The sequence below is a fragment of the Thalassotalea montiporae genome (assembly GCF_053485855.1).
The window spans coordinates 858208-874171 of sequence record NZ_JBQRUO010000002.1 but is presented as its reverse complement, the minus strand read 5'-3'; the positions used below and the strand labels follow the sequence as shown (position 1 = coordinate 874171).

Here is a 15964-nt window from a genome sequence, read left to right as displayed (position 1 = left end):
CACATTAACCTAAACGCTAATTATAACAACAATAAATGATCCGCTTTGACCAAGTAAACAAAACCTACCCCGGCGGCTTCCTTGCCTTAAAGCAAGTGAGCTTTCAAATTGCCCCTGGCGAGATGGCCTTTTTAACAGGCCACTCTGGTGCCGGTAAAAGTACCTTACTTAAGCTGATCAGCCTGATGGAAAAGCCAAGTTCAGGTACCATTCATATCAATAACCAAGACCTCGCTCAGGTCAGCTACAGGCAAGTACCTTACATGCGTCGCCATATTGGTATGATTTTCCAAAATCATAACTTATTAATGGATCGCACCGTTTTTGACAATGTTGCGTTGCCACTGATTATTGAAGGTTATAGTCAAAAGGAAATTCGCAAGCGTGTAGATGCAGCGCTAGATAAGGTGCATTTAGGCAACAAACAAAAAAGCTTTCCCAATATGCTTTCTGGTGGCGAACAGCAGCGTGTCGGGATTGCACGAGCAATCGTCAACAAGCCCCCTATTCTGCTTGCTGATGAGCCAACGGGTAACCTTGATCCTAAGCTTTCACTGGAAATTATTAAGCTATTTGAAGAGTTTAACTCTGTTGGCGTTTCTGTACTGATTGCCACTCATGACCTTGGTTTAATCGCTCGTATGCGCTATCGCACGCTAACGCTTCGAGCGGGTAATATGATCAATGATGGCCTTGTTGATGGCTTACAGCCGGATGATGCGATGGCAAATGGTGAAACACGCTATGACTAGTGAATTCCAGCCTCAACAGCAAGCTAAAGTAAGTTTAGTGCAGCGCATGCTAGCATTTCCATTACGCCATTTGCAGCAAGCAATCGGCAGCTTAGGTGACTTATGGCGCACGCCATTTACTACCTTGATGACGTTACTGGTGTTAGGTATTAGCCTTACGTTGCCGGCTACTTTGCATTTATTTGTTAAGAATGCCAATACGGTTGTTGCACAGTGGGATTCTGCCTCGGAAATTACCCTGTTTTTAAAACTGAATATTAATGATAAAGCCGCTCAAAACTTTGCCAGCCGAGTAGAGCTTTATCCTGAAGTTGCGGCGGTTGAATATATTTCTGCTGAGCAGGCGCTGAAAGACTTTAAAGCACACTCTGGCTATGGTGATGCGCTGGCCTATCTTGACAGCAACCCCTTGCCAGCAACACTGCTGGTATCGCCAACACAGCGTGCTAGCCAAGCACATGCGGTACGTGATTTACTTGCCAAGCTTGAGCAAGAACGCGAAGTTGACCAAGGTAAGCTTGATTTAGAGTGGTTAACTCGTCTAGAAGCGATGGCAAAGCTGATTGAAGATGTGGTGATAGGCGTTGCATTGTTGCTTTGCTTGTCAGTGGTATTAATTATCGGTAATACGATTCGCCTGGCGATACTCAATCAAAAAGAAGCTATCGCGGTAATGAAGTTGGTTGGTGCGACCGACAGCTTTATTCAACGGCCATTTATGTATGCTGGCATGTGGTATGGCATTGCGGGTGGTTTTTTCGCAAACTTAGCCATCTTTATTCTTGCTCATTACCTTTCTGGAGCCATCACCGATCTAACTGGCTTATACGGCAGCAAGTTTGAGTTAGAAACCTTGTCTGCGAGTGAAAATCTAATTTTACTCTTTGCTGCAATTTTACTGGGTTTGCTAGGTAGTTACTTGTCGGTTCGACAGCACATTCGCGCCATCGAGCCAACCGCTGATTAGCAGCTAAGCATACTGTCTGCCCAGCCCATTGCTTCGATATGCGCTGCCGAGCATTTTTCCATATCGAGGCCAAATTGTTGTGCGATGCTTTCACTGTGCAGCCATTGCCCTTGCTCAAAGTGCTTGGCCAGATCTAGGTAATTTGTCAGGTAGATTGCCTCTCCCAGCAAGGCTGATTTGATGTCTTGATCTATGGGTAAAATTTCCACCACGCTCTGAATATCGTGATCTAATATTCCGTCTATCATCGAAAGCAAGCCGGTTAAAAAAGCTTTTGGTGGGTTATCACTGTCTTTAAGTAGCTGGCCAATTTGTTCACAAAATCTTGCTCTGAACAATGATATTCTCATTAACTCGCTGGCTTTATCTTCGGCCAGATCAGATAGTGCCAATAGCGCGATAAACTTTTTCAGCTCAACCTCCCCGATGTAAACAAGCGCATGCTTGAGTGAGGTAATTTGTTGGCTACGACCATAGGTTGGACTATTGATAAAGCGCAATAGCTTGTAGGTTAAGCCCGGGTCGCTACTAAAGATATCGCTGATATGATCAAAGTCGAGCGACATTTTACTGGCCTGATTGATAAGTTCTAAAATATTGTGTTTGGTGGTTGTTATCTTCTTTTGTTTCAGCATTTCCGGCTTGGCAAAGAAGTACCCTTGGAACAGTGAAAAGCCTAACATTTTCAATTGTTCGAATTGCTGCGCTGTTTCCACTTTCTCAGCCAATAGGGTTTTGTTGTATGGCTTGATCCGGTTGACATAGCGACTTACTTCAAGAATCGATATCGATAAGACGTCCACCTTGATAATATCGATATACGGTAAGAACACATCCCACTTAGGATCAAAGTCATGATCGTCGAGTGCCAGTACATAGCCCTGCTCTTTAAGCGACTTACACGCGGCTAACAATTCGTCGCTGATCGGTACATCTTCAAGAATTTCGATCACGATCTTTTTTGGATCTAAAAAGCTGGGGAAGTGACGAATTAGCGTATCCGCATGAAAATTGATGTAGGCTGGAAGATCACCAGTAACCTGTTCAACCCCCATAGTTAAATGGTTGTTTGTTAATATATTTGAGGTTGCTTGATCGGGGTTTATGTTTGGAAAGTAATTGCTGCCGCCATCGCGAAAGAGTAATTCATAAGCAACCAATTGTTGGTTGTTGTCGAGGATAGGTTGGCGCGCAACATAGGAATACACAATATTTTACCTTTAATTACAGTCAATGCTTAGCTATTGGTAAGGGATCTTTGCTAAGGTGATGATGTTTCAAGTATAAGTTTTTTAAATATAATCTTAGCCTAGCAGAATGCCGTAATTATTTTCATCGGCAGTGAAATAAAATAGTGATATTCATGATCTGGTAATAAAAAGTTGGTATTCATAGTCGCATCGGTAAATAAAGCGTGCTAATATCGCGAGCCGACTATCTGAATATTTTCTATAGTTTCCAGTGTAAATCGAGGTTTTTCAAATGAGTGAATCAATGCAATCAATGGCCTTAACTGTTCCGCAAAGCGGCAGCATTGAAGCATATGTCCAATCTGCATACAGCATCCCTGTGCTCACCGCAGAGCGAGAGCACGAATTAGCCACTCGTTTACATGACCAGCACGATCTTAACGCGGCGCAAGAATTGATCATGTCGCACCTGCGTTTTGTTATCCATATTGCTAAAAACTATTCAGGATACGGTTTACCGCAAGCTGACCTTATTCAAGAAGGTAACGTTGGCTTGATGAAGGCGGTTAAACGCTTCAACCCAGAAGTGGGTGTGCGTTTGGTTTCTTTCGCCGTGCATTGGATCAAAGCAGAAATTCATGAATACGTGCTCAAGAACTGGCGTATTGTGAAAGTGGCAACAACCAAAGCACAGCGCAAGTTGTTCTTCAACCTGCGTAAGAACAAGAAGCGCCTAGGTTGGTTTAGCAATGATGAAGTGAATACCGTTGCAGAAACGTTAGGGGTTAGCACGAAAGACGTGATGGAAATGGAATCACGTATGAGCAGCCAAGACCAAGCATTCGAGTTATCATCAGATGATGACGATAGCGCTAGTGCTGGTGGCAACTTCTCTCCTGCTCAATACCTTGAAGACAAGCAGTCTGATTTAGCGCAGTCAGTTGAAGAAGCCAACTGGGAGCAACATGCTAATCAACGACTATCATCAGCCTTGATTACCTTAGATGAACGCAGTCAAGATATTGTTCGTACGCGCTGGTTAGACGATGATAAATCGACGTTGCAAGAGCTTGCTGATAAATACCAAGTATCAGCTGAGCGCATTCGTCAATTAGAGAAAAATGCACTGAATAAATTAAAAAGTGCGATGACTATCTAATACCTTCGCATAAATAACTGATTTATATAGAAAGCCGACGTAAGTCGGCTTTTTTGTGCCGAAATCAGGCGCTCAGATTCATAATTTCCTCTAACTTGCTTGATATAGTATCAGTCCGGACTACTAATACTGTGGGCTAGCTTATAGTTGTTAGATAAATGTTACTTAACTCTGGCGATCTAGTTGATTTTTGATAGACTATTTGCCGGAAATAATTCAAATAATTATAAATAATAAGAACAAGTTACTTGAGCGACACCAGTACTGTGGAAGATTCGCTAGCGCAGCGTCAACTTCCTAAATTAAAGTCACTATTGAACAAGTACCGGCAGGTGAAAGCCATGCAGGAGAGCTTGTTACGCCTATCCGAACTTGCGAGCACAGTTACTGAGCTTAAAAATTTTTACCCAGCAATGGTTGAGATCATTGATTCATTGCTGACCACCAACAGTGTTCATATTGCTCTAGTTAATGACCAGAAAGAACTTGAAATCGTCTACTGTCATAATCCTGTCGAGCATCGACTAGCAGAACACGTCGAATTTAATGACTGGCGCAAAGGCTTAACTGGTCAAGTCTATCTCACGCAACAAGCACTGCACTGCAATGCCGCTGAACGCATGGCACTGGCTAAAGCAGGTAAAATTGTGCTCTATGGTTCAGCTTGTGTCGATTGGTTAGGGGTGCCACTAAGGCGAGGTCATCAGGTTATCGGTGTAATTGCTTTGCAAAGTTACGATCAAGCCCTATATTTTGATGACCGAGACTGCCAATTACTTGAATTTATTGGCGAACATCTTGTTACCGCGATAGACCGTGTCAAAAGCCGTGCCTTGCTAGAACAAAGTATTGAGCAAAGAACAAAGAAACTAACCGAATCGAATCGTCGGCTACAGCGAGAAATTTGCGAGCGCCAGCAAGTAGAGATGACCCACCAGGTGTTATTGGGGGTTTCTGAAGTTGTGGCAACCAGTAAAGACTTACCTAGCTTGTTTGAACAAGTTCATCAGCAGTTGCTCCCTTTGTTTGCGTGCCAGAATTTTTATGTGGTGACTAAGCAATGTAATCAAGATAAGCAAGAATCTACAGAAGTTGTTTATCAAAAAGATGCCGACACCATCGGCATTGATAGTTACAAACGCTTAGCCATATTTACTGAGCTTGCGTTAAAAATCGCGAAACCTCTGCTAATAGCACAAGGTCAATTAGTAACACTTAACGCTGATGGCACGAAAGAGCGTGCGAAATATCTATTAGATTTTGACAGTAAGAGTAAGCCTCAAACTTGGTTAGCAGCGCCATTAATTGAGAATGGTCAGCCAATTGGTATCATTGCGACACAGCACTATTCGAACCAACAAGCCTACCATGAAAAGCATTTAGAAATGTTCCGCTTTGTTGCTCAGCAGGTGACCAGTGCGGTTGTGCGTGAACGAGATTTAAGTTTAGTCGAGCAAAGTAAAGAGTCGCTTGAACAAATTGTTAATGAGCGAACGCAAGCGTTGCAAACGTCAAATTACAAATTACGAATGCAAATTGAAGAGCGTCGTAAAGCGGAGTCGCGTTTGTATTTTGAGGCACATCATGACGCATTAACGCGATTGCCAAATCGAGCGTTATTTACTGACCGATTAACCCATGCCTTACGTCATATTAAGCGCCATGTAGAGCATAGTTTTGCGGTACTCTTTATTGATCTTGACCGCTTTAAGCTGATTAACGATACACTCGGTCATCATATTGGCGATAAGTTTCTCATTGAAATTGCAGAGCGCCTATCAAGTTGCGTGCGTGATAATGACGTACTAGCTCGTTTAGGCGGTGATGAATTTGTGATCTTACTGGATTCGCTGACCAATCACGATGATGTTGAAGACGTTGCCGAACGAATCATTGAGGCAGTGAGTCAACCCTTTGATCTTGATGGGCACTGTTTATACTCGAATGCGAGTATCGGTATTGCACAGTGCACGCCAGCCTACAAAGATGCATCAGAAATCCTGCGCGATGCAGACGCAGCCATGTATCAAGCGAAGAATTTAGGTCGTGGGCGCTATGTGTTTTTTGACGATAGCATGCGTGAGCAGCTGCTTAAAAGCATGACGCTTGAACAAGAGTTAAGAGCTGCGATTAAACAGCAACAGTTTGAGTTGCACTACCAGCAAATCTCCAATTTAGAGCGCACCAATACCATTGGTTTTGAAGCCTTACTGCGTTGGCAACACCCTAAGAAAGGTTTGTTAACGCCGAGCGAATTCTTGTTTATGGCGGAAGAAACGGGTTTGATTGTTGAGATTGAACGCTGGTTAATTGGTGAAGTTGTCGAGCAGTTGTCCTTATGGCAATCATCACCTGATACCTCTGCTGAATACCAAAATGCGTTAATCGCCATTAACTTATCAAGCCGATATCTGACACAGCATAACCAGCTAAACGAACTTATCGCAGTGATCAGAGATCAGAGCATTGAGCCACATCGTTTGATTTTAGAGTTTGATGAATCAGCAATCTTGCCACAGCCTGATTTAGCACTCGCTAGCTTGCGCAAACTCAAGAAGTTAGGCGTTAAATTGGCGCTTGATGATTACGGTGCCTCGCAATCGTCATTTAACTTTATACATCAGTATCCATTTGAATTTATTAAGCTTGATCGCAGCTTTATTCGCAGCTTGAACAACAATGACAAGCACTTATCTTTAGTTACCGCATTGCATCAACTTGGCAATAAATTTGGTTACCGATTAGTTGCCGAAGGCATAGAAAATCAAGAGACGCTAGCTAAGTTGCAAGCGGCTGGGTGTGATTTTGGGCAAGGGTATTTTATCGCCAAGCCAAGTAAACTTGCGCAAGCGATTCTTCCGTTGGAAGATAAAACATACGCCTAGTCGAGATATAAACTTAATCGAGTTTCCAACCAAGTCGTGTTTAAATCCCGCTGTGATATGCATAGCGCGATATCGCTACTCTTCGTTGTTTACCATCGTTGCTTACCATTGCTATTGGTTTTTGTAGAAGTAACCTTCTACTCGCAGTGCAATGCCAGGTGTCGTTTTGTAATTTTCGTCTTCAGGCCACTCTAAAAAAGGCTCAACTTCAAAAAATAACCAACGTTTATAGGCGTTAAAACGGTAACGATAGCTCAGCGTGTAGTTGTCGATGATAAAACCATTTCCACCATTTCGTTCCCCTTCAATCACTAGTCCCAGTGCTCCTGCGCGTTTTAAAGAGTATTGATGCAGGTGATAAAAGCCGTGTTTCCAGCGAATACCACTGAACGATTCAGAACCTCGAATGGAATAATCAAAACGGAACTGATTGCGCAGGCTTAATTGATAGTCATACTCAAGAAGCAGTCTTGCCCCTAGTCCGTCATCCACAAAATAAAATAAGGCGGGCTCCACGCGCAGGCCATGGGTTTTATTCCATGAATAGCGGCTTTTATGGCGTGCTCGCACAAAAATATCGCCAGATGAAACGCCCAAGCGAGTATCGGTAATATGGTCGCTATCGCTATGATGGACAAAGCGTACAGCAGCCGCGAAAGAATCGTCTTCCACTTGTTCACGAGTGTTGACCACTTCAAGCGGTAGCTGGCTCAAACTATCTTCTTCATCGTCAGAAAAGATTAAATCTAAGCGGTCTTTAAAATGCGGTAGCTTAAGGCGAACGCGAAACTTGTTATCGAAGCCTGATAAGTCTCTGGCTTTAGGTTCCCAGCCAAGTCTAATTCTGGCTTTTACATTTGGCCGCTCTCGGTCATCGTCATCATTGTCGGTAAAAAAGCCATCGAACCAGAAGGCGGAACGAAAGACAGTGTCGCTTACTTTGCTGTGCAGGCTTTCCATCCAATCGATTTCAGCTTGGCTTTGGCTACCAACAATGGTGAATTGTTCGTCGGGCTTTATTGGGTTTTGTGGTTTTTCAATTGTTTGAGGTGGCGTGTTATCTGGCTCAGCTGCTGTTTGTTGGGCATGAACAATAGGCGCAACAAAAACACCGCTCATTAGCAGCCAAGCAAGTTTTCTGAGGTAACAAACCGTTCTTGTCATTTACTTCATCCGATGAACAATCAACTACAGCCACTATCATAGTCGCTATCATTAAATTAGCGCTTATTTTGCTACTTTAAAATACCTTTTATATCAATTTAGTATAGGTTTAATACCATTTCGCATAAATAAATGATCGCTCAGCTTGTGATAAAACGCTTTAGTGCAAGGCGCTTGTTTGCACGTAATGGTTACTCCCTTTCAAAGACAAGCAACGAAGCGATAAAGCGTTTTAGCCAAGCCTTTCAGGAACTTTTCAGCGTCCCAGTTACTGCGCAAAACTTTATTGATGTACGACTGCATGGATGCAGGAGGTAGAGTGACTCAGGAGACAAAACCGAGAGCGACTATATCTGCAAAAGTTTTACTTGTACTTGAACCGCTGAAACCGTTCTGAGCTGACCATATTATTATGCGAATTGGTATAAGTGAGTTGTCGGCACAGTTGTGATCTGTATCAGTTAAATCACTAAGTGAAACTCGCACTTTGGGTTAGCTTGGGTATAATAGAGCCACAGCGTACATAGTAAGCCTGTTTCAGGTGCCCGTGCGCATCACCAAGATGCATCAATAGGAGCGATTTATGGGTGGTATTAGTATTTGGCAGTTGCTGATTGTCGCAGTGATTGTCATTTTATTGTTCGGTACTAAAAAGTTACGTACATTAGGTACAGATTTAGGCTCGGCAGTAAAAGGTTTCAAGAAAGCGGTATCTGAGGAAAACAACGAAGCAACAGCAAAGACTGATTCGTTGGAAGACAATTCCGCACCAGCTAATGTTGAAAAAACGGGTGCAGACAAAGAAAAAGATCGCGCCTAGTTTATGTTCGACATTGGTTTTTGGGAGTTAATGCTGATCGCCGTGATTGGCTTGCTTGTGCTGGGTCCAGAACGGTTGCCTGTGGCGATTCGTACCGTACGTGATTGGATCAATGGTGTTCGACAATTCTCGCAATCAGTAAAAACTGAATTGAAAGAAGAGTTGCGCATCAATGAGTTGCATGAAAACCTTAAAAAAGCCGAGCAAAGTGATTTTAAAAATATGTCGCCGCAAGTCGCAGAGTCATTAAAATCGCTGCAAGAAGCTGCTGAAATGGTGAATAGACCATTTCAGCAAACAGAAGCTACGCAGCCTCCCCCTGATTCACAACAAAATACCAACCAAGAAGCACTAACCAATGCTTCTTCGACCACTCAAGAGACGTCCACGCCGAATGACAAACAGTCAGGCTAATTACACTTTATTTGACCACTTGATTGAATTACGCACACGTTTGTTACGTGCCGTTGTTAGTGTCTTGTTGGTTTTCTGTTGTCTAGCGTATTTTGCGCAGGACATATATCAGTATTTAGCTGAGCCCTTACTAGCAACTATGCCTGAGGGCACGCAAATGATCGCTACCGATGTAGCATCCCCGTTTTTTGCGCCATTTAAACTCACCATAGTGCTTTCAATTTTTATCGCTATGCCATTGATTTTATATCAAGTATGGGCATTTATAGCGCCAGGTTTATATCAAAATGAAAAGCGACTTGTCGCGCCTTTAATGGTTGGTAGTACCTTGTTGTTTTACGGCGGAATTAGCTTTGCTTATTTTGTGGTTTTTCCACTCGCTTTTGCTTTTTTTACTTCGGTCGCCCCCGAAGGTGTGACCATAGCAACCGATATCAGTAGCTATTTAGACTTTGTGTTGAAGTTGTTTTTTGCCTTTGGCGCAGCATTTGAGATCCCAATTGCGATCATGTTGCTGTGCTGGACTGGCTTTACTAGCCCAGAAAGCTTGCGTAAAAAACGCCCTTACATCGTTGTTGCCGCTTTTGTTGTTGGTATGTTGCTAACACCACCAGACATTATTTCACAAACCTTGCTTGCGATTCCCATGCTCTTACTATTTGAGCTTGGCTTATTCTTAGCGGGCTTTTATCAGAAAAAGGAAGCCGTTGAGGCATCAGAGGAGCAGTAGTGAAAAAAATCACGCTAATGTTATCACTTGTATTTATCAGCTTAACAGCTAGCGCTAACCCGTCGCATAGCCTGAAAGCACAGTTGCTAACTTGTCAAAGCGAAACGGACAGCTTGAAACGTCTTGTGTGTTACGATGGCGTTGCTAAGTCTTTATCATCAGAGTTGCCGACAAAGCAGCCAGAAGTTAATACTGATAAAGTGCCGGCAGCGACCAGCGAAAGCGTTTTAGCAGCACCGGCTAGGAAGTCGCCTAAAATTGTGCAGGTTGATGCAGAAGATATCTTTGGGCAGGAAGCAAAGTTTAAATCAAGCCAAGTTGACGAGGTGCGCTTTGTTATAAAGTCTGTGACCTTGTCTAAGCGAAAGAAATGGCGCTTTGTGTTTGAGAATGGACAAAAGTGGGAGCAAAAAGATACCGATCGTTTTGCCAAGTTTGTTGCTGGTCAAGAAGTTATTATCAAACGTGGCGTGATGAACGCGTTTTATTTGAAAAAACCAGATGCCAATCGCACAATTCGAGTTAAACGCATTAACTAGCGCGTAACTAGCATGATTGATATTGGGGTTAACCTCACGAGTACTCGTTTTGATAAAGATCGTGAAGAGGTTGTTGCCGCGGCACTAAGCAGCGGGCTTAGCCATTTGATGATCACGGGTACTACGGTTGCTGAAAGTGAACAGGCATTGGCGCTTGCCAATGCGAACAATAAGTTCCTTTCTGCCACTGCTGGCGTTCACCCTCATTATGCAGATCATGTTGCTCCAGATTATCTCGATGTTTTAGCCGAATTGGCGCAGTCCCCACAAATTAAAGCGATTGGTGAATGTGGGCTCGATTTTAATCGAAACTTCTCTGCACCAGCCCAGCAAACCAAAGTTTTTCGCGAACAAGTGCAATTAGCTAGCCGTCTATCGTTGCCTTTGTTCTTGCATCAACGAGATGCATTTGAAGACTGGCTCGCTATTTTAAAACCTTATATCGAGCAAGTACCCGCCATGGTTGCTCATTGCTTTACCGGTAATGAACAAGAATTAATTCAGTGTGTGAAAAGTGGTATTTACATTGGCATTACCGGTTGGGTTTGCGATGAACGCCGTGGCGCTGAACTACAGGCTGCAGTTCGAGCACTGCCGCTCGAGTACTTGATGATTGAAACCGATGCGCCCTACCTGACCCCGCGTACGATCAGGCCGCGTCCTAAATCTAGCCGCAATGAACCTAAATACCTGCGCTATGTCGCCGAGCAAATTGCCGAATTAAAACAAGTTGATGTTGATGAGGTCATCGCGATAAGTACCGCTAACGCTAAAAAGGTTTTTTCGTTGTGATTAAGGCTGTGGTTGTGACTTCGGTTGTTCGGTTTTTAGCCTTGTTGTGTTTGTGCTATTCGCTTGTCGCTACTGCTAGTCATGACGTAGTGCATTTGACCAAAGCACCTCAAGGAAATGCCCTTGGTACCCAGGGAAATAGCACCGTTGAAATTAGCGCCTTATATAAGGCTTCACAGGATGACATCCAAACTCACCCCAAAACTATAGAACAAATTGCTAGCGCTGATACGGCTTGGCAGAAGCTAGAATCACAGCATTTACCGATTGCCGAAGGAGGTAATTGGTACAAGGTAGTTATTTATAACCCTAGTCAGGCGTTTGCGACGAGTTTTGTTACCCTAGGTAACGATATTGTTTTTAGCTCGTTTAATGTGTTTAGTGAAGCTCACGGTCAACAAATACACCAAGAATCAACGACGCTGTTAGCGACTAATCATTGGTTAACGGAATTAACGTTAGCGCCCAACGAATATCGCACGTTATATATTCAATTACGCTCTAGCAGTGAGTTATATCGCCCAATCAGTGTTGAAAGTGGTCAGCAATTTACCGCTAAACAAGGGAGTTTACAGTATCGCAATGCTTTTGCGGTTGGTGCGGTTGTGGCGATTGCCATTATGTCGTTATTGCTGGGGATCACGGTTAGAGACAAAGCACTCGCTTGGCTATCAGTTTATTTTTTCTTACGTGCAGGCTTACTCTCTGTATTGGTGGGCGGCCACCTCTATTACCTCTTCCCGAATCATGACGAACTTAGAGGTATCGAGTTATTAGCCTTGGTTGGTCTAAGTACCTTGGCATTTATCTGGTTTACTGTTTACCTCTTCCAATTGACCAAACTCATGCCAATTGTGGTCAAGTTTGCCAAATTTGCTTCCCTGCTATTGATTGCTATTTCACTAGTGAGCTTTTACTTACCACTTTCAGCTATCGTGCTGTCAACCAACATAGTTTTCATTGCGATGTTGGTCGCTCTGTTTACGCTTGGGTTGTACTTGCATCAGCGCAAGCAAAGATTGGCCTTGCTCTTCAGCGTAATAATGGCAGTGCAATTTTTGTTTGGATTAATTATATCGCTCGGCCTGTTTTTTGACATTTCACCATTTAGTGCGCGAGAGTCACTTTTGGTTGTTTCATTCTTGTTTAACGTAATACTTGTCGTGTTTTTAATCTGTCGTATGTACTACTACCAAATGCAAGACAAGCAGTTAGCGCAAAAGCAAGCGTTAGCGAATGCAATGACTTCTAAGCAAGCTCATGAAAAACTGATAGCGCTGCAAGAAGAAAACCAAGAAGAATTGGAACAAAGAGTCCAAGAGCGCACGCTAGAATTAAACATTGCGCTGACTGAACTGGAAGAAGCGAATCGCGAGTTAGAGCAAAAGAACACCATCGATGAATTGACGGGTTTGTATAATCGCCGCTTTTACGATCAGCGTATGTTGGCGGAATATCGCCGCAGTAAACGAAACCTAACGCCGCTAAGCCTTGTAGTTATTGACCTTGATTACTTTAAACGAGTGAATGATAAATACGGTCACCTTGCGGGAGATCAGTGTTTAAGCTGGTTAGCTCAACATATTAAGCAAAGCTTGAAACGCAGTACCGATATTGGTTGCCGGTACGGCGGTGAGGAGTTTTGCTTAATTTTACCCGATACCGATCAAGCGGGCGCGATTAACCTTGCTGAAGAGTTAAGAAAAGCAGTGCAGTCGTTTGATTTTGTTTATCACGAACAACACATTGCATTGACCGTAAGTTGTGGCATTGCCACTTATACGCAGCAAGAGCATATCGAACCTGCACACATCTTCTGTGCGGCTGATAAGGCCTTGTATCAAGCGAAGCATAATGGTCGTAACCAAATTAAAACCCAAGAAATTTCCCCAGACTTATTGATTCAGGAGCACTCTCATGACTAATGCCTTTGGCCAGTACCCTGCTCGACGTATGCGCCGTATGCGTAAAGATGATTTCTCTCGCCGCTTGATGGCAGAGCATCAATTAACGGTGAATGACTTAATTTACCCAGTTTTTGTTTTAGAAGGCGAGAATCAGCGTGAAGTCATAGAATCTATGCCAGGCGTAGAACGCAAGAGCATTGATTTGCTGCTTGAAGAAGCGAAAGAGCTCGTTGAGCTGGGCGTACCTGCTGTCGCTTTATTTCCAGTGACACCGCAAGCACAAAAGTCGTTAATGGCTGAAGAAGCCTACAACCCTGATGGCTTGGCACAACGCGCCGTACGCGCATTAAAATCAGCTTTTCCAGAGCTAGGTGTTATTACCGATGTTGCATTAGATCCATTCACTACCCATGGCCAAGATGGCATTATTGATGAAGAAGGCTATGTGATTAACGAAGTCACGAAAGATATTTTAGTGAAACAAGCACTGTCTCATGCAGAAGCCGGTGCTGATGTTGTCGCGCCGTCTGATATGATGGACGGTCGAGTAGGCGCAATTCGCGAAGCCCTTGAAACGGCAGGACACTTCAATACTCGCATACTTGCATACTCAGCTAAATACGCTTCTAACTACTATGGTCCATTCCGTGACGCGGTTGGCTCTAGCGGTAACCTCAAAGGTGGTAACAAGTATACGTATCAAATGGATCCGGCGAATAGTAATGAAGCAATGCATGAAATTGCGCAAGACATTGCTGAAGGTGCAGATATGGTGATGGTAAAGCCAGGTATGCCTTATCTTGATATTGTTCGTCGTGTTAAAGACGAATTTGCAGTGCCTACTTATGCTTATCAAGTGAGTGGTGAGTACGCCATGCATATGGCTGCAATTCAAAACGGCTGGTTAGCGGAAAAACCGTGTGTAATGGAAGGTTTACTGGCATTTAAACGTGCTGGCGCTGACGGTATTTTAACCTATTTTGCCAAGCAAGTTGCTCGTTGGTTAAAAGAAGAAAACTAGCTTTTATGCTCACCTTTTAACGCCAACCCAACAATGAGATACCCGATCACCTGATATGGCATTGGGTATCTATTGTGAATCTTTTTAATTAGGCATATCAGCGGCTTGTGCTGTGCTAACAAGCGATGGTCAGATCTAGACCTAGTGCACGAAGTTGCTGACGTTCATGAAGCAATTCATCATTAATTAACGGATGTGCTTCTAACCACTGGCTTGGCAAACATAAATTTATCATTTGCTCGTTAACACTGGTGTTGTATTGCGGCAAAACGTCGTCTTTGCGGCGGCGACACAAAATAATCGCTAGCCGCAATACCGCTAAAAGCCGAGTGGCGGTTAACGTATCTGTAATTGCCAATTCTGCCATTGCATTGGCTGGTATATCACCTTTAGAGAGCCTCACTAAATTTACCAAAAGCTGACGCTCCGTTTGATCAAAGCCCGGTAAATCGGCGTGTTGCAAAATATAGGCACCATGGCGCTGGTGATTTTTGTAAGACAGTAATAAGCCGACTTCATGTAATTGGCAAGCGCAGCTTAAAAGCTGTTTTAGGTTGTTGTCGTGCAATTGCCAGTTGTCAGCATAGCCATTGAACAAGTGCATCGCTTGGTGACTGACGCGTTCTGCGTGAGCGACATCGATATGAAAACGCTCTACTAAAGAGTCAACCGTGCGCGTTCTGATATGCAATGAGCGCATATCTGGCAACATCTCGTAGAGTAAACCTTCGCGCAAAGCGCCGCTAGAAAGCTGCAAGGCGTTAATTTCGAAGGTTTCAAATAATGCAATCAGAATCGCTAAACCACTGGCCAGTACCGGTGAGCGTTCACTGGTTAATCCGCCGATATTGATTTGCTCAATTTGCCCTGCGCTAATCAGTTGCGCTTTGACTTCCTGCATAAAGGCTAAGGTGACAATGGCAGAGCGGTTTTGGTGCATCAATATTTCTGCTAACGCTTGCATCGTGCCAGAGCCACCAAGCACATGTTGCCAATTAAAATCGCTGTATTGCGCAATGTATGGCAGCAGGTGTGATTTCGCTTCGGCAATCGCCTTACTAAATGCTGCTTCATCAATGTTACCAGCACAGAAAAACTGCTGATTAAAGGTAACACAACCCATGTTTAAACTGATGGCGTGGTGAATATCGAAATCTTCGCCAGCGATAATCTCAGTGCTGGCTCCGCCAATATCTAAGACTAACTTTCGTGAGCTGCATTCACTCGTATGTGCCACACCAAGATAGATACGCTCTGCCTCTTCAATACCCGAAAGTAAGCGCACTGGCTGTTTTAATACGGTTTGTGCACGAGAGAGAAAGTGATCGGCATTGTTGGCAATGCGCAAGGTTGCAGTCGCAACAATACGGATGTTTTCTGGCGCGATATCTTGTAAACGCTCTGCAAAAAAGCTCAAACACTCAAGGCCGCGACCAATGGCTTCTTCTGATAAGTTCAGTTGCTCGTCTAAGCCTGAGGCAAGGCGTACCTTGCGCTTTACCTTGTCAACCGTTTGTACGCCATCAGCGACTAAACGGGTGATCAACATATGAAAGCTATTCGAGCCCAAGTCGATCACCGCATAAAGTGGGCTAGGTGCGGCGTACTGCTGACTTTTCATTGC

At 43.8% G+C, this 15964-nt stretch carries 14 protein-coding genes; 11 read left to right on the top strand and 3 right to left on the bottom strand.

The window, feature by feature from the left end; translation table 11 throughout:
• Positions 1-35 precede the first annotated feature (35 nt).
• Both ftsE and ftsX read left to right on the top strand, forming a co-directional pair.
• Complete coding sequence (gene ftsE / locus ACSLUR_RS10285) at positions 36-752, top strand: cell division ATP-binding protein FtsE (protein ID WP_116002197.1); 717 nt, start codon at positions 36-38, stop codon at positions 750-752.
• The gene (gene ftsX / locus ACSLUR_RS10280) at positions 745-1719 is read left to right on the top strand and encodes a permease-like cell division protein FtsX (RefSeq protein WP_448554211.1); all 975 of its coding nucleotides are present in this window, start codon (positions 745-747) and stop codon (positions 1717-1719) included. Before ftsE ends, ftsX begins: the two co-directional genes overlap by 8 nt.
• Here ftsX and ACSLUR_RS10275 read toward each other — a convergent pair.
• Positions 1716-2927: an EAL and HDOD domain-containing protein gene (locus tag ACSLUR_RS10275; protein ID WP_448554209.1), complete on the bottom strand. Its 1212-nt coding sequence runs from the start codon at positions 2925-2927 to the stop codon at positions 1716-1718. The genes ftsX and ACSLUR_RS10275 overlap by 4 nt on opposite strands.
• 274 nt (positions 2928-3201) lie before the next feature.
• Here ACSLUR_RS10275 and rpoH point away from each other — a divergent pair, with 274 nt between their 5' ends.
• Together rpoH and ACSLUR_RS10265 are read left to right on the top strand one after the other, a co-directional pair.
• Positions 3202-4068 carry an RNA polymerase sigma factor RpoH gene (gene rpoH, locus ACSLUR_RS10270; RefSeq protein WP_116002194.1) on the top strand — a complete coding sequence of 289 codons (867 nt, stop codon included), beginning with the start codon at positions 3202-3204 and terminating at the stop codon, positions 4066-4068.
• Positions 4069-4316: 248 nt separating this feature from the next.
• Entirely contained in the window at positions 4317-6953 is a 2637-nt protein-coding gene (locus tag ACSLUR_RS10265) for a sensor domain-containing phosphodiesterase (protein WP_448554206.1), read from the top strand.
• Positions 6954-7064: 111 nt separating this feature from the next.
• Here ACSLUR_RS10265 and ACSLUR_RS10260 read toward each other — a convergent pair whose 3' ends face one another.
• A complete protein-coding gene (locus ACSLUR_RS10260) occupies positions 7065-8117 on the bottom strand; it encodes a hypothetical protein (RefSeq protein ID WP_448554204.1) in 1053 nt (350 codons plus the stop codon).
• 583 nt (positions 8118-8700) lie between these two features.
• Between ACSLUR_RS10260 and tatA the strand changes: the two genes are divergently transcribed.
• Genes tatA through hemB form a run of 7 tightly spaced genes read left to right on the top strand, consistent with a single transcriptional unit; the run spans position 8701 to position 14340 of the window.
• A complete protein-coding gene (gene tatA / locus ACSLUR_RS10255; protein ID WP_448554202.1) occupies positions 8701-8937 on the top strand; it encodes a Sec-independent protein translocase subunit TatA in 237 nt (78 codons plus the stop codon).
• A 3-nt stretch (positions 8938-8940) separates the two neighbouring features.
• Positions 8941-9351, top strand: a complete 411-nt coding sequence (gene tatB / locus ACSLUR_RS10250) for a Sec-independent protein translocase protein TatB (RefSeq protein WP_448554200.1) — start codon at positions 8941-8943, stop codon at positions 9349-9351.
• Complete coding sequence (gene tatC / locus ACSLUR_RS10245; protein WP_448554198.1) at positions 9332-10081, top strand: twin-arginine translocase subunit TatC; 750 nt, start codon at positions 9332-9334, stop codon at positions 10079-10081. Before tatB ends, tatC begins: the two co-directional genes overlap by 20 nt.
• Positions 10081-10620: a hypothetical protein gene (locus tag ACSLUR_RS10240; protein ID WP_448554196.1), complete on the top strand. Its 540-nt coding sequence runs from the start codon at positions 10081-10083 to the stop codon at positions 10618-10620. The genes tatC and ACSLUR_RS10240 overlap by 1 nt, the downstream gene beginning before the upstream one ends.
• A 12-nt stretch (positions 10621-10632) precedes the next feature.
• Positions 10633-11412, top strand: coding sequence for a TatD family hydrolase (locus ACSLUR_RS10235; protein ID WP_448554194.1), 780 nt, complete (start codon positions 10633-10635; stop codon positions 11410-11412).
• 14 nt (positions 11413-11426) lie between these two features.
• Positions 11427-13337 carry a sensor domain-containing diguanylate cyclase gene (locus ACSLUR_RS10230; protein WP_448554192.1) on the top strand — a complete coding sequence of 637 codons (1911 nt, stop codon included), beginning with the start codon at positions 11427-11429 and terminating at the stop codon, positions 13335-13337.
• Positions 13330-14340 carry a porphobilinogen synthase gene (gene hemB, locus ACSLUR_RS10225; RefSeq protein ID WP_448554190.1) on the top strand — a complete coding sequence of 337 codons (1011 nt, stop codon included), beginning with the start codon at positions 13330-13332 and terminating at the stop codon, positions 14338-14340. Before ACSLUR_RS10230 ends, hemB begins: the two co-directional genes overlap by 8 nt.
• Before the next feature lie 115 nt (positions 14341-14455).
• Here the strand turns inward: hemB and ACSLUR_RS10220 are convergent, their stop codons facing one another.
• Positions 14456-15961 (bottom strand): Ppx/GppA phosphatase family protein, encoded by a 1506-nt coding sequence (locus tag ACSLUR_RS10220; RefSeq protein WP_448554188.1) that lies wholly within the window; start codon positions 15959-15961, stop codon positions 14456-14458.
• Between the last annotated feature and the right edge of the window lie 3 nt (positions 15962-15964).

Bases quoted from the DNA above. Each gene is read 5' to 3' on its own strand.
- ACSLUR_RS10260 (WP_448554204.1), bottom strand. From the start codon at position 8,117: ATGACAAGAACGGTTTGTTACCTCAGAAAACTTGCTTGGCTGCTAATG.
- ftsE (WP_116002197.1), top strand. From the start codon at position 36: ATGATCCGCTTTGACCAAGTAAACAAAACCTACCCCGGCGGCTTCCTT.
- ftsX (WP_448554211.1), top strand. From the start codon at position 745: ATGACTAGTGAATTCCAGCCTCAACAGCAAGCTAAAGTAAGTTTAGTG.
- tatB (WP_448554200.1), top strand. From the start codon at position 8,941: ATGTTCGACATTGGTTTTTGGGAGTTAATGCTGATCGCCGTGATTGGC.
- tatC (WP_448554198.1), top strand. From the start codon at position 9,332: ATGACAAACAGTCAGGCTAATTACACTTTATTTGACCACTTGATTGAA.
- ACSLUR_RS10220 (WP_448554188.1), bottom strand. From the start codon at position 15,961: ATGAAAAGTCAGCAGTACGCCGCACCTAGCCCACTTTATGCGGTGATC.
- rpoH (WP_116002194.1), top strand. From the start codon at position 3,202: ATGAGTGAATCAATGCAATCAATGGCCTTAACTGTTCCGCAAAGCGGC.
- hemB (WP_448554190.1), top strand. From the start codon at position 13,330: ATGACTAATGCCTTTGGCCAGTACCCTGCTCGACGTATGCGCCGTATG.
- tatA (WP_448554202.1), top strand. From the start codon at position 8,701: ATGGGTGGTATTAGTATTTGGCAGTTGCTGATTGTCGCAGTGATTGTC.
- ACSLUR_RS10235 (WP_448554194.1), top strand. From the start codon at position 10,633: ATGATTGATATTGGGGTTAACCTCACGAGTACTCGTTTTGATAAAGAT.